Annotated in this window: 8 protein-coding genes; 6 read left to right on the plus strand and 2 right to left on the minus strand. The window is 69.4% G+C overall.

The features are described from left to right. Positions 1–149: 149 nt before the first annotated feature. Positions 150–2,819 carry a transglycosylase domain-containing protein gene (locus ACFZCY_RS02890; RefSeq protein ID WP_391168870.1) on the minus strand — a complete coding sequence of 890 codons (2,670 nt, stop codon included), beginning with the start codon at positions 2,817–2,819 and terminating at the stop codon, positions 150–152. Between the two features lie 357 nt (positions 2,820–3,176). On the opposite strand from ACFZCY_RS02890, the gene ACFZCY_RS02895 reads away from it, so the two are divergent. From ACFZCY_RS02895 to ACFZCY_RS02905, 3 genes are all read left to right on the plus strand, one after another. Further along, on the plus strand, positions 3,177–3,887 hold the full coding sequence (locus tag ACFZCY_RS02895) for a helix-turn-helix transcriptional regulator (RefSeq protein WP_391168872.1): 711 nt from the start codon (positions 3,177–3,179) through the stop codon (positions 3,885–3,887). A gap of 50 nt (positions 3,888–3,937) precedes the next feature. Beyond that, on the plus strand, positions 3,938–5,020 hold the full coding sequence (locus ACFZCY_RS02900) for an inositol-3-phosphate synthase (RefSeq protein ID WP_361477343.1): 1,083 nt from the start codon (positions 3,938–3,940) through the stop codon (positions 5,018–5,020). Positions 5,021–5,117: 97 nt separating this feature from the next. After that, positions 5,118–6,455 (plus strand): MFS transporter, encoded by a 1,338-nt coding sequence (locus tag ACFZCY_RS02905; RefSeq protein WP_391168874.1) that lies wholly within the window; start codon positions 5,118–5,120, stop codon positions 6,453–6,455. An 18-nt stretch (positions 6,456–6,473) separates the two neighbouring features. Here ACFZCY_RS02905 and ACFZCY_RS02910 read toward each other — a convergent pair whose 3' ends face one another. Further along, positions 6,474–7,964, minus strand: coding sequence for a CCA tRNA nucleotidyltransferase (locus ACFZCY_RS02910; protein ID WP_391168875.1), 1,491 nt, complete (start codon positions 7,962–7,964; stop codon positions 6,474–6,476). Between the two features lie 180 nt (positions 7,965–8,144). Here ACFZCY_RS02910 and ACFZCY_RS02915 point away from each other — a divergent pair, with 180 nt between their 5' ends. The 3 genes from ACFZCY_RS02915 (at position 8,145) to ACFZCY_RS02925 (ending at position 14,716) form a co-directional block, all read left to right on the plus strand. Further along, the gene (locus ACFZCY_RS02915) at positions 8,145–10,472 is read left to right on the plus strand and encodes a DUF6049 family protein (RefSeq protein ID WP_391168877.1); all 2,328 of its coding nucleotides are present in this window, start codon (positions 8,145–8,147) and stop codon (positions 10,470–10,472) included. 48 nt (positions 10,473–10,520) lie between these two features. Further along, entirely contained in the window at positions 10,521–12,872 is a 2,352-nt protein-coding gene (murJ, locus tag ACFZCY_RS02920; protein ID WP_391168879.1) for a murein biosynthesis integral membrane protein MurJ, read from the plus strand. Positions 12,873–12,982: 110 nt separating this feature from the next. Continuing rightward, the gene (locus tag ACFZCY_RS02925) at positions 12,983–14,716 is read left to right on the plus strand and encodes a protein kinase family protein (RefSeq protein WP_391168881.1); all 1,734 of its coding nucleotides are present in this window, start codon (positions 12,983–12,985) and stop codon (positions 14,714–14,716) included. Positions 14,717–14,745 lie beyond the last annotated feature (29 nt).

Consider the following 14,745-nt stretch of genomic DNA (forward strand, 5'->3'; position numbering starts at 1 on the left):
CCCGGCGCCCCCCTACCCCCCCGGCCCCCCCCGGGCCCCCCCCGGCCCCCCCAACCCCCCCCCCCCCCCCCCGCCCCCCCCCCCCCCCCCCCCCCCCCGGGGGGGGGCGGCCCCCCGGCCGCCCGCCGATCGTGGTGCGGGGTTCGGTCCTATTGATCCTTGCGGGAGCCGGACGGGCCCCCGAAGAGCCCGCCGCCCGGTGGCTCCGTGGTCGGCGAGGGCGAGGGTCCGCCCGGGTCACCGCTGGGGCCGGCGTTCTCGTTGCCCTGGTTGTCGCCGCCGGCGTTCTGGTTGCACTTGAAGTCCAGCGGATCACACGACTCCGTGGGGCTCGGACTGCCGGAGGTCGTCTCCGACGGCGTCGGAGACGGCGTCGGAGACGCCGTCTCGGACGGCGTCTGCGTCGGCTTCTGGGTCGTCGGCGTCGGGCTCGCGCTCTCGCCGTAGACCTTGTCACCGATCGGCGTGGCCGCCGGGAAGTCCTTCGCCGGCTGGCCCGCCATGGCCTGGCGCATGTAGTCGGCCCAGATCTCGGCCGGGAACGACGCACCGTGGATGGTCTTCTGACCGCCCACGCCGCGCATGGAACGGAAGACCTGCCGCTTGGCCCGGTCGTCGACCCGCCACATGCCGATCGACGTGGACAGCTGCGGGGTGTAACCGGCGAACCAGGCCGACTTGTTCTGGTCAGTGGTTCCGGTCTTGCCCGCCGCCGGGCGGCCGATCTTCGCGGAGGTGCCGGTGCCGCGCTCGACGACGTTCTTCAGCACGTCCGTGACGTTGTTCGCCACGTTCGCGTCGAAGGCCCGCTTGAGCTTGGCGTCCTCCTTGTGGTTGTAGACCTCGCCGTCCTTGTCCTCGACCCGCTCGACCGAGTACGGATCGGCCTGCTGGCCGCTGGCCGCGAAGGTCGCGTACGCCCCGGCGAGCCGGATCGCGCTGGGCGCGGAGGTGCCGAGGGAGAACGTCGGGGTGATCGAGGCCAGCTGCTCCTTGCTGAGGCCCGCGTCCAGGGCCGCGTCCCGCACCTTGTCGGTGCCGACGTCCATGCCCAGCTGGATGAAGGGCGTGTTCACCGAGTACTGCATCGCGGTGCGCAGGCTGACCTTGCCCTTGTCCTCCTCACCGTCGTTGCTCTGGTGCCACTCCTGGTTGTTCTTGTCCTTCCAGACCGAACCGTCGTAGTCGCGCAGCGTCAGCTTGTTGTCACCGTTGTAGACACTCGACGGAGAGACCTTGGTGCGCTCGGAATCCGGTTGGTCACGCGGCCCGTTGCGGTCCCGGACACCGTCCCTCATCGCCGCGGCCAGCACGAAGGGCTTGAAGGTCGAACCCACCTGGACACCGGTGTAGTCCGCGTTGTTGCGATAGTGCTGCAGCGCGTCGCTGCCGCCGTAGATGGCCTTGATCTTGCCGGTCTTGGGCTCCACCGAGGCACCGCCGAACTGCACGTACTTGTCCTGCACGCGCTGTTTCGGCTTGATGTTCTCCTTGGTCACCTTCTCGACCGCGTTCTTCAGTTCACCGATCTTCTTGCGGTCGAAGGTGGTGTGGATCTGATAGCCACCCTTGTCCAGCTGCGCCTTGGAGATGTTGGTGTTGGCGACGACGTAGTTGTCGGCGAGGTCGGTCAGGTAACCGATCTGGCCCTGCTTGTTCGTCGCCACCTTCGGGCTCTTCGTCCGCGGGAAACCCTTGGCGAGATAGTGCTGGGCCTCGGACTTGGACAGCCGGCCCACCTGGACCTCCCGCTTGAGGATCCACGACCAGCGCGCCGTGGCCCGCTTGGTGTTCGCCTCCGCGCTCGCGGTCGGTCCGTAGCCGCCGTTCGGGTCGTACAGGTTGGGCCCGTTGAGCGTCGCGGCGAGGAAGGCGCTCTGGCTCGGGTCGAGCTTCTCGCAGTCCTTGTCGAAGTACGCGCGGGCCGCCGCCTGACAGCCATACGCGCCGCGGCCGTAGTAGGCCGTGTTGAGGTACCCCGCGAGAATGTAGTCCTTGCTCTCGACCGTGCCGACCTTGACGGAGATGAACAGCTCCTTGAGCTTGCGCGTCACCGTCTGCGACTGGTCGAGGTACGTGTTCTTCACGAACTGCTGGGTGATGGTCGACCCACTCTGGGTCGCGCCGCCCCGCGCCATGTTGACGACGGCGCGCGCGATACCCATCGGGTCGACACCCGAGTCCTGGTAGAAGCTGGCGTTCTCGGCCGAGATCACCGCGTTCTGCATGGACTCGGGGATCTTGTTGAGCGGCACGATCTGCCGATTGAGATCACCGCCGCCCGAGACCACCATCTGCTTGCCGTCGCCCCAGTAGTAGACGTTCTTCTGGGCCTGCGAAGCGGCTTGCGCGGTGGGAACGTCGACGATCATCCACCCGATACCCACGGCACTGACGAGCGCCGCGAAGAAGAAGATGAAGGTTCCGGTGACGAGCCTCCAGGACGGGACCCAGCGGCGGAAGCCCGACTTGCCCGCGCGCGGGTAGTCGATGAACCGCTTCTTGGCGGGCGGACCGTCGCCGCCCGCGCCCCGTCCGCGGCCACCGCCGGTGGCCCGCCGGCCGCCGCCGCGCCCTCCGCGGCCCGCGCCACCGGCGGCCGGATCGGGTCCTCGTCTCCGGCCGCCGCGTTGCGCGGCGCGCCGGGCCTCGGCCCTGCCGCCGTGGGAACTCTCCTCCCCGTACGAGGCCGAGCCCGACTCGGCGGCGGCGTTGTGCGATGGTGCTGCGCGACGGCCGGACGACTGCTGTCCGGCACGCCGGGCCGCTGCTCGGCCGCCGCCTTGGGGCTGCGGCGGCTTGCGACGGTGCTCGCTCATGGAACGACTACTCCTCGGGCAGGCGCTATCGCCTGAAAGCGGCAGGTGGCTTCCGGTCCCCCCGATGTGCGATCCGGCCACACCTGGCAACCGGACGCACTGCCTCCAGGACGAGGACGCAGGACAGCGTCACACGGTTCCCTTTGGTCTGCATGGCGAACAGAGTACGCACGGCCAAATCTTGTCCCCTCGGCGCCTTCACTCCATAACGGTCCGGTTGAGTCCCACGAACCGGTGATGTGACGCCGTTCACCGTGGTCGCTCTTGTCCCATCGGAATCACGGTTCTATCGTCTGGATGTATCGAGTCGATACATCAGGTCGGCATAGTGGGCCCAGGAGAGGGGAGAGGCGGGCGATGAGCAGACGCTCCGGCATCCTTGAGTTCGCCGTCCTCGGCCTGCTCCGCGAGTCCCCGATGCACGGATATGAGCTGCGAAAGCGTCTCAACACCTCACTCGGGGTCTTTCGCGCTTTCAGCTACGGCAGCCTCTACCCCTGCCTCAAGACGCTGGTCGCCCAAGGCTGGTTGATCGAGGAGCCCGGGAACGCCTCCGAGGAAGCCGTCGCGGCGACCCTCGCCGGCCGCCGGGCGAAGATCGTCTACAGGCTGACGGCGGAGGGAAAGGAACGCTTCGAGGAGCTGCTCTCCCACACCGGTCCGGACGCTTGGGAGGACGAGCACTTCGGCGTCCGCTTCGCCTTCTTCGGACAGACGTCGCGAGACGTACGGATGCGCGTACTCGAAGGGCGGCGCAGCCGCCTGGAGGAGCGCCTGGCGAAAATGCGGGCCTCCCTGGCCCGCACTCGCGAGCGGCTGGACGACTACACCCTCGAACTCCAGCGGCACGGCATGGAGTCGGTGGAGCGCGAGGTCCGCTGGCTGAACGAGCTGATCGAGAGCGAGCGGGCCGGGCGCGACCAGCGCGACGAGCCCGCCGGGCAGGACCGGACGCCTGAGCAGGGGCCGGGCCGGTCGCCGGAGCAGGACCGGTCAGGAGAGGCGGACGGCCTGCCCCGGCACCGGGGTGGCCCCCGGCCGGACCCGTCCGATGACACCGCCAAGTGAGGCCCCGCACCCCGCGGGGCTTCGTCGAGTACACACAGGGAGCAACCGGAATGGGTTCGGTTCGTGTAGCCATCGTCGGTGTGGGCAACTGCGCCGCGTCGCTGGTGCAGGGCGTCGAGTATTACAAGGACGCCGACCCGGACACCCGCGTGCCGGGTCTGATGCATGTGCAGTTCGGCGACTACCACGTCCGTGACGTGGAGTTCGTCGCCGCCTTCGACGTGGACGCGAAGAAGGTCGGGCTCGACCTCTCGGACGCCATCGGCGCCAGCGAGAACAACACCATCAAGATCTGCGACGTGCCGTCGACCGGTGTCACGGTCCAGCGCGGCCACACGCACGACGGTCTCGGCAAGTACTACCGGCAGACCATCGACGAGTCCGACGAGACCCCGGTCGACGTCGTCCAGGTCCTCAAGGACAAGCAGGTCGACGTTCTGGTCTGCTACCTGCCCGTGGGCTCGGAGGACGCCGCCAAGTTCTACGCCCAGTGCGCCCTCGACGCCAAGGTCGCCTTCGTCAACGCGCTCCCGGTCTTCATCGCCGGCACCAAGGAGTGGGCGGACAAGTTCACCGAGGCGGGCGTGCCGATCGTCGGTGACGACATCAAGTCGCAGGTCGGCGCCACGATCACGCACCGGGTGCTGGCGAAGCTGTTCGAGGACCGGGGCGTCATCCTGGACCGCACCATGCAGCTGAACGTCGGCGGCAACATGGACTTCAAGAACATGCTCGAGCGCGAGCGCCTGGAGTCCAAGAAGATCTCCAAGACGCAGGCCGTCACCTCGCAGATCCCGGACCGCGATCTGGGCGCCGACAACGTCCACATCGGCCCGTCGGACTACGTGGCCTGGCTGGACGACCGCAAGTGGGCGTACGTCCGCCTGGAGGGCCGGGCGTTCGGCGATGTCCCGCTGAACCTGGAGTACAAGCTCGAGGTGTGGGACTCCCCGAACTCCGCGGGCGTCATCATCGACGCGCTGCGCGCCGCGAAGATCGCCAAGGACCGCGGCATCGGCGGCCCGATCCTCTCCGCCTCCTCGTACTTCATGAAGTCGCCGCCGGTGCAGTACTTCGACAACGAGGCCCGGGAGAACGTCGAGAAGTTCATCAGGGGTGAGGTCGAGCGCTGAGCCATCACGGTGCGCCATGAGGCGCTGATCTCCGCCGCTTGATCACGGGCCTCCGGGAATCCCCCCGGAGGCCCGTGCGGTGTGTGAAGGTGGCGTCATGCCCGTTGTGCGTGATCTCCGCGTGCTGCTGCAACTGCGCGACTTCCGCCATCTTCTGGCCGTCCGGCTGCTGTCCCAGTCGGCCGACGGTGTCTACCAGGTCGCGCTGGCCACCTACGTGGTCTTCTCGCCGGAGAAGGAGACGTCCGCCGCGGCCATCGCCTCCGCCATGGCCGTCCTGCTGCTCCCCTACTCCCTCCTCGGCCCCTTCGCCGGTGTGCTGCTGGACCGCTGGCGCCGCCGGCAGGTCCTGCTCCACGGCAATCTGCTGCGCTCCGGGCTGGCCGCCGGAACCGCGGTACTGGTCCTGGCCCAGGTGCCGGAGTGGCTCTTCTACCTCTCCGCCCTGTCGGTGACGGCGATCAACCGCTTCGTCCTGGCCGGCCTGTCGGCCTCGCTGCCCCGGGTGGTGGACAGCCAGGAACGTCTGATCATGGCCAACTCCCTCTCACCGACCGCGGGTACGCTCGCCGCGACCGCGGGCGGCGGCGTGGCGTTCGTGGTCCGGCTCTCCGGCCCGGGCGGCTCCTCTTCGGACGCGTTGGTCGTGCTGCTGGGCGCCGTGCTCTACCTCCTCGCCGGACTCTCGGCGCTCCGCATGCCCTCCGGTCTTCTGGGACCCGATCCGGCGGCCCTGCAACCGCACCTGGGAGCGGCCCTGGCGAGCACCGTCCGCGGACTGGTGGCCGGGGTACGCCATCTCCTGCACCGCCGGGATCCCACCCTGGCCCTGGCCGCGATGACGCTGATGCGCTTCTGCTACGGCGCCCTCACCGTCACGGTGCTGATGCTCTGCCGGTACGCGTGGGCCGACACCGAGTCGGGCGGGCTGGCGCTCCTCGGTATCGCGGTCGGCGTCTCGGGCGCGGGCTTCTTCGCCGCGGCGCTGATCACCCCATGGGCGGTGGGCCGGCTTTCCTCGCTCGACGCCTCCCGGCCGGACGGCCAGCTCCACTGGGTGATGGTGTGCGCAGCGATCGCCGCCGTTCTGGAACCGGGCCTGGGACTCCCCTTCGAGCCCGCCCCGATACTGATTGCCGCCTTCGTCCTCGGCGTCATCACCCAGGGCGCGAAGATCGCCACCGACACGGTCGTCCAGTCCGCAATCGAGGACGACTTCCGCGGGCGGATCTTCTCCCTCTATGACGTGCTCTTCAACGTCGCCTTCGTGGGAGCCGCGGGGGTGACCGCCCTGATGCTGCCGCCGGACGGGGCATCGGCCGTTCTGGTGAGCGGGGTGGCACTGCTCTACGCGGCGACCGCCGCCCTGCTCATGTTTCACGTGAAACACCGCCCCGGGAAACCCACAGAGGTCGATGTTTCACGTGAAACGTGATGTGTCGCGGGCGCGGCGTCAGCCCTGGGCCTGCACCGCCCACCACTCCTTGAGCGCCGCGACGGCGGCGTCCCGGTCCATGGGGCCGTGCTCCAGCCTCAGCTCCAGCAAATGCTTGTACGCCTTGCCGACCTCGGGCCCCGGAGCGATGCCGAGCACCTTCATGATCTCGTTGCCGTCGAGGTCCGGGCGGATCGCGTCCAGCTGTTCCTGCTCCTGCAGCCTGGCGATCCGCTCCTCCAGCCCGTCGTACGCCCGCGAAAGCGCCATGGCCTTCCGCTTGTTGCGCGTCGTGCAGTCCGAGCGGGTGAGCTTGTGCAGCCGGTCCAGCAGCGGCCCCGCGTCGCGCACATAGCGCCGCACGGCCGAATCGGTCCATTCGCCGGTGCCGTAGCCGTGGAAGCGCAGATGCAGCTCGACCAGCCGGGAGACCTCCTTGACCAGTTCATTGGAGTACTTGAGCTTCGTCATCCGCGACTTGGTCATCTTGGCGCCGACCACCTCGTGGTGGTGGAAGGAGACGCGGCCGTCCTTCTCGAAGCGACGCGTCTTCGGCTTCCCGATGTCATGCAGCAGCGCGGCCAGTCGCAGCACCAGATCGGGCCCGTTCTCCTCCAGATCGATGGCCTGATCCAGCACGGTCAGCGAGTGCTCGTACACATCCTTGTGCCGGTGATGCTCATCACGCTCCAGCCGCAGCGCGGGGAGCTCCGGCAGTACGCAGTCGGCGAGCCCGCTCTCGACCAGCAGCCGCAGCCCCTTCCGGGGGTGGGCGCCCAGGACCAGCTTGTTCAGCTCGTCACGCACCCGCTCCGCCGAGACGATGTCGATCCGTCCGGCCATCGCCTTCATCGCGGCGACCACCTCGGGCGCCACCTCGAAGTCCAGCTGAGAGGCGAACCGCGCCGCGCGCATCATCCGCAGCGGATCGTCGGAGAAGGACTCCTGCGGGGTCCCAGGGGTGCGCAGCACCCGCGCGGCGAGATCTTCGAGCCCGTTGTGCGGGTCGATGAACTCCTTCTGCGGGAGCGCCACCGCCATCGCGTTGACCGTGAAGTCCCGGCGGACCAGATCTTCCTCGATGGATTCGCCGTAGGACACCTCGGGCTTCCGGGATGTCCGGTCATAGGCTTCCGAGCGATATGTCGTGATTTCGATCTGGAAGTTCTGATGCGCCCCGTTGTCGCCCGGCCCTTCCTTCTGGCAGCCGACCGTGCCGAAGGCGATGCCCACCTCCCACACGGCGTCCGCCCAGGGCCGGACGATCTTCAGCACCTCGTCGGGGCGGGCGTCCGTCGTGAAGTCCAGATCGTTACCGAGTCGGCCGAGCAGCGCATCCCGTACCGAGCCGCCGACCAGGGCCAGGCTGAACCCGGCCTGCTGAAAGCGTCGGGCAAGATCGTCGGCGACGGGAGAGACCCGCAGGAGTTCGGCCACGGCGCGGCGCTGCACCTGGTTGAGCTCATTGGTGGACTGCGGGGATCGGCTGTCATTGTTGGCGTTCGGCACAACAGAACAGGGTACGTGGCCGCGCGCCCCGGGGCCTCCACGTTGATCGTCGGTTCCATCACGGTGACGATCTTGTGGAGCCGTCCACAGCACTTCGTCACAGCGGGCATCGTTACCATTTCGTGGACGCACATTGCGACGACCACTGACGATCACTGACGACAAGGGACGGGCGAGCGCGTGGCCGATGCGGCAGACCTCCGGGAGACGACGTCCTCTCGCGCCCGTCGATGGCTACGGCGGACCGGGGCGCTGCTCGCAGCGGCACCGGTGCTCGCGGGCGTGCTGCAGGCCCCGGGGGCTCCCGCCGCCCACGCGGCGGGCAAACCCACCGGTTCGCGCTCGGTGGACGTCGACATCACCTCGTTGACGCCCACCGCACCGACCAAGAGCGACACGCTCACCGTCAGCGGCACCGTCACCAACGACAGCGGTTCGACGGTCTCCGGCGCCCATGTCGGCCTCCGGGTCGGCCCCACCATGGAGGGCCGCAACGCGATCGACAGCGCCTCCCGGCGGACCGGCTACCAGCAGGGCGCCGACGGCACCGAGATCGGCGGCAAGTACGCCGAGAAGATCGGCAAGCTGGGCGCGGGTGCCAGCCGGGACTTCACGCTCTCCATACCGGTGAACGAGCTGCACCTCGGGGAGAACGGCGTCTATCAGCTCGGCGTCTCCCTCAGCGGTCAGACCCGGAGCCGCCCCTGGCAGCAGGTCTTGGGCATCAAGCGCACCTTCCTGCCCTGGCAGTCGAGTGCGCCGGCCAAGAAGTCCCAGCTCACCTATCTGTGGCCGCTGATCTCCACGCCCCATATGACCTCGCGCACCGACGCGGACGAGGACCGGACACCGATCTTCCGGGACGACCGTCTCAAGGCGGAGCTGGCCCCCGGCGGCCGGCTCCAGCAGATGGTCAGCCTGGGGAAGAACCTCCCCATCACCTGGGTGATCGACCCCGATCTGCTCGCCACGGTCGACGCGATGACGCGGGAGTACGAGGTCCAGAACCGGCACGGGGACGGGACGACCGCGGGTAGCGGCCAGGCCGTCGCCAAGCGGTGGCTCAACGACCTGCAGAAGGCCGTGCAGGGCCACCAGGTGGTCGCCCTGCCGTTCTCCGACCCCGACCTCGCGTCGCTCGCCCACCACGGCAAGAACGTCCCCGGCGCCCTCAGCCACCTCCGGGACGCCACCGAGCTGGCTTCGACGACCGTGGAGACGGTCCTCGGAGTGAAGCCGCGCACCGACTTCGCCTGGCCCGCCGACGGCGCGGTCGACTCCTCGATCGTCGATGTCGCCACCTCCGCGGGCGCCCACAACGTCATCGCCCGCAGCGACAGCCTCCGGGAAACCGGCAACCTCTCGTACACTCCCACCGCGGCCCGGCAGATCGGCGGCGGCAACACGGCGGTGGTCGCGGACGCCCGGCTGTCCACGGCCTTCACCGGCGACATGTCCAAGGCCGACAACTCCACGCTTGCCATCCAGCGGTTCCTCGCCCAGAGCCAGATGATCAACCTGCAGTCTCCGGACAGGCAGCGCAGCATCGTCGTGGCTCCGCAGCGCATCCCCACCACCAGTCAGGCGCAGGCGATGGCGGCGGCCCTGGACGGCCTGTCCGGGCAGTGGACCCAGCCGATGAACCTGGGGCAGGCCGCGAAGGCCAAGCCCGACCCGAACGCCACCCAGCGCGTGCCCAGCACCCGCTCGTACCCCGCCTCGCTCCGCCGCCAGGAGCTGCCGACCCAGGCGTTCGAGGACGTCCGGAAGACCCAGGGCACGCTCGACAGGTTCGTGACCATCCTCACCGCCAAGTACCACGTGGTCTCTCCCTTCGGAAACGCGATCCGGCGGGAGATGTCCACCTCATGGCGGGGCGATGCCCGGGGCGCCACCCACTTCCGCGAGGGCGTGCAGGGGTATCTGGAGGGGCTGACCAGGAAGGTGCGCCTGATCCCGAAGACGGACATGACCCTGTCCGGGCGGAGCGCGACCATCCCGGTGACCGTGCAGAACAACCTGGTGCAGGGCGTTCAGCTGCGGCTGGTCCTCCGCTCCCAGCAGGGCAACCGCCTGGCGGTCAGCGAGCCCCAGGTCGTCAACGTCGAGGGCGGGCACAGCCAGTCCGTGAAGTTCGGGACGACGGCCAACGCGAACGGCCCGGTATGGGTGTCGGCCCAGCTGGTCACGCCGGACGGACAGCCGTACAGCCGCGAGATGGCGTTCGAGGTGAATGTCACCGAAATCACATCGACCGTCATCCTCGTGATCGCGGGCGGTGTACTGCTGCTGGTCCTCGCCGGAATCCGCATCTACCTCCAGCGCAAGCGGACCGCCACCGCGAACGGCGGCGACGAGGACGCGCAGGAGAACGAGGTGAAGGACGCGGAGACCGACGGAGACGACCCCGCCTCCGCCCTCGTGCCCGAGCAGCCGAGTGACCCGGCGCCGGACACCGGTTCGCAAAGCGCCGGGGCATCCGGCGCGGGTGAGAAAGTGGACCATTGAGCAATTCCGGGGCCGGTCGGCCGCAGCGGACGATGAGGTGGGGTAGCGATGAACGCGCCGTATGACGGTGAGAGGCGGATGCCACCGCCTTCCCCCCACGCGCCCCAGGAACCGTATGGGCAGGAGCCGCACCAGAACGATCCGTACCTGGGCGACGGCCACCAGGCGCCCGCGAGCGATCCGCGCCAGGACTACGGGCAGTACTACGTGCAGGACCCGTACGCGGACGACCCGTACGCCACCGGCAGCTTCACGCCGTACCCCTATCCGGCCCAGGACGCGTACGGCCACGACCCGCTGACGGATCCGCTGTACGACCGGTCCGCCCCCCAGCAGGGCGGCTACCAGCAGCAGACGCCGCACCAGCAGCAGTCCGCCGCACCGCAGGGCGCCGATCCACGGGCCTGGCCGGTGGCACCCGGCTCCCAGGAGCCGGCGCGGCAGAGTTACGCGGCCGAGCCCACCGCCACGGGCTACGGCGACCAGGGCGGCTACGGGGCGGGGGAGCAGCCGCAGCAGGACGCCTTCGCGCACCTCTACCGCGACCAGCAGCAGCCCTACGACCCGCGGCGCGCCCAGGGGCAACCACAGGGCGCCGCCCACGGCTACCCGCCCGTGCCCCCACCGGGCCAGCCGCCGGTGCCCGGCCCCGCGCGGCACGAGTCCGCGCCCCCGTCGGCCGCCGCTCCCACGGTGGCCGCTCCGGTGGTGAGCCCCCCCGAGACCGACGGGCAGGCCGAGGCCGCCCCGAAGCGCTCCGGCGGCCGTGCGGCCGGCCTGCTCCAGTCCAGCGCCCTCATGGCCGCCGGCACCCTGGTTTCCCGGCTCACCGGATTCGTCCGCCAGATGGCGATCGTCGCGGCCCTCGGCGCCGCCTCCGTGGGGCAGACCTACGCGGTCGCGTACCAGCTGCCCGCGATGATCTACTTCCTCACCGTCGGTGGCGGTCTGAACTCCGTCTTCGTCCCGCAGCTCGTGCGCGCGATGAAGGAGGACAAGGACGGCGGTGTCGCCTACGCCAACCGTCTGCTCACCCTCGCGATGGTCGCCCTCGGCAGCCTGGTCGCGCTGTCCATGCTCGCGGCCCCGCTCCTGATCCGGATGCTCTCGCCGTCCATCGCGAACGACCCGCCCTCCAACGAGGTCGCGGTCGCCTTCGCCCGCTACTGCCTGCCCACCATCTTCTTCATGGGTGTGCACGTCGTGGTCGGCCAGATCCTCAACGCCCGCGGTAAGTTCGGCGCGATGATGTGGACCCCGGTCCTCAACAACATCGTCGTCATCGCCACCTTCGGCCTCTTCATCTGGGTGTTCGGAACCTCCAGCACCTCCCAGATGCGCGTCACCACCATCACGGACGAGGGCATCCGGCTGCTCGGCATCGGCACCCTGCTCGGCCTCACCGTGCAGGCCCTGGCGATGTTCCCCTACCTCCGGGCCTCCGGCTTCCGCTTCCGCCCCCGCTTCGACTGGCGGGGCCACGGCCTCGGCAAGGCCGCCAAGCTCGCCAAGTGGACCGTGCTGTTCGTGCTCGCCAACCAGGCCGGCAACATCGTGGTGACCCAGCTCGCCACCGCGGCCGGTTCCGACGCCGACAACCAGGGCCACCCCGGGGCCAGCTACGTCGGCTACACCAGCGCCCAGCTCATCTGGAACATGCCGCAGGCCATCATCACCGTCTCGGTGATGGCCGCCCTGCTGCCCCGGCTCTCCCGGTCGGCCCACGACGGCGACCCCGGGGCGGTCCGCGACGACATCTCCCAGGGCCTGCGCACCTCCGCCGTCGCCATCGTCCCGCTCGCCTTCGGCTTCGTGGCGCTCGGTGTCCCCCTGTGCACCCTGCTCTTCGGCACCTCGGGCACGGAGACGGCCCAGACCATGGGCTACATCCTGATGGCGTTCGGCCTCGGACTCATCCCGTTCTCGGTGCAGTACGTCGTCCTGCGCGGCTTCTACGCCTACGAGGACACCCGAACCCCCTTCTACAACACGGTCATCGTCGCCGCCGTCAACGCGGCCGCCTCCGCCCTCTGCTACTTCGTTCTTCCGACCCAGTGGATCGTGGCCGGTATGGCCGCCTCCTACGGCCTGGCGTACGCCGCCGGCGTGGGCGTGGCCTGGAAGCGACTGCGCAACCGGCTGGGCGGCGACCTCGACGGCCGCCGTGTCGTGCGCACCTACACCCGCCTGGTGGGCGCCAGCGTCCCCGCCGCTCTGCTGAGCGGCGCGGCGGCCTATGCCATCACTCAGGCGCTGGGTCCCGGCATGTCCGGGTCCGTAGCCTCATTGGCGGGCGGAGGTCTCGTTCTTATCGCGGTCTTCTACATTGCTGCGAAACGGATGCGCATTGAAGAGCTGACGGCCATGGTCGGTATGGTGCGCGGACGACTCGGACGCTGATCATTGAGCACAACCATCGTCCGCCATCGTGTGTCGTGCATAGCGGCGGACTGTGGGCACAATTGTCTTGGCTCGGAGTAGGCGCAACGGATGGGGAGGCAGGAACGACGGTGGCGGAACGGAGCACGGCTGCCGTCGACGTGGCCGACAGCGACGGCGAGGAGTCGCTGACCGCCGAGGCGGGAAAGGCCACGGCCGACGGGGCGGGGACGCAACAGAAGGCCGGTACGGAAACAGAGGCCGCGGGCAACCAGGACAAGGGTGCCGCGGCCGACGTAAATCCCCCCGAGCTGCACAGCGGCCACAAGCTGGCCAGACGCTACCGTTTGGAGGAGTGCGTCACCCGACTGGACGGATTCAGCAGTTGGCGTGCGGTGGACGAGAAACTGCGCCGGGCCGTCGGCGTACACGTCCTGCCCGCCGACCATCCACGGGCCCGCCCCGTGCTGGCCGCCGCCCGCTCGGCGGCGCTGCTGGGTGACCCCCGCTTCGTCCAGGTACTCGACGCCGTCGAGGAGAACGACCTCGTCTACGTCGTCCACGAATGGCTTCCCGACGCCACCGAGCTCACCACCGTGCTCGCCTCGGGTCCGCTCGAGCCGCATGACGCCTACCAACTGGTCAGCCAGGTCTCCCAGGCCATGGCCGCCGCCCACCGCGAGGGCCTGGCCCATCTGCGGCTGAACCCCGGCTCCGTCCTACGCACGGAATCGGGCCAGTACCGCATCCGCGGCCTCGCCGTCATGGCCGCGCTGCGCGGCATCAGCTCCGAACACCCGCAGCGCACCGACACCGAGTCGATCGGCGCACTGCTCTACGCCGCGCTCACTCAGCGCTGGCCCTACGACAAGGACGCCCACGGCCTTTCCGGGCTGCCCAAGGGCGTCGGCCTGATCGCCCCCGACCAGGTCCGCGCGGGAGTCCACCGGGGACTGTCCGAGCTGGCGATGCGCGCGCTGGTCAACGACGGCGCCACGGCCTCCCGTCAGGACCAGCCCTGCACCACCCCGGAGGAGCTGTCCAAGGCGGTCGCGGCCATGCCGCGCATCCGGCCGCCCGAGCCCGTCTTCACGCCCTCCCCGGCGTACCAGCACACGACCTACCAGCAGGGCTACGGCCAGCCGCCCGCCCACGGCGGCCCGTCTCGTACGGCCCGCCCGGTCGCGGCTCCCCTGCCTCCGCCGCCCCCGCTGCAGAGCCGTACCGGCAAGGCCCTCAAGTGGACCGTCTCGGCCCTGTTGATCGCGGCCCTGGGCCTCGGCAGCTGGCAACTCGCGGACACCCTTCTGAAGGAAGAAAACAAGCCGGACCCCGGTAAGTCCACCAGTCAGAAGGACGACGACAAGCCCGGTCAGGTTGCCAGCAAGCCGATCCCGATCGAGGACGCCGCCGAGTTCGCCCCGGACGGCTCACCGCAGAACGCCGGCCAGGCGAAGCTCACCCATGACGGAGACGCCTCCACCCTCTGGCGCACCAACGGCTACAACGACGGTCCGCCGCTCGCCCCGTACAAGAAGGGAGTCGGGGTCGTCTATGACCTCGGCTCCGAGCAGAGTCTGAAGGGCGCCTCCATCGGGCTGCACTACGGCGGCTCCTACACCGAGGTCTCGCTGTACGCCACGGACTCCCTGACCCCGTCGGCCTCGGGCTCCGATCCCGTCAGCTCGTTCAAGAAGCTGGCGACGGAGAAGACATCGAGCAAGAGCGCCGACCTGAAGGTCAAGAGCGAGGCCAAGGCCCGTTACGTCCTCGTCTGGCTCACCGCTCTGCCGTACTCTCCCCCGGAGCAGTACTTCACGCGCCCCTACAAGCAGGCCATCACTGAAGTGAAGTTCACCGGCTGACCCAGGGCAGCCGACCGACCGGGGAGGGG

Origin of the sequence: Streptomyces sp. NPDC007983, from assembly GCF_042958345.1 — a bacterium.
In the GTDB taxonomy this organism is placed as follows: domain Bacteria; phylum Actinomycetota; class Actinomycetes; order Streptomycetales; family Streptomycetaceae; genus Streptomyces.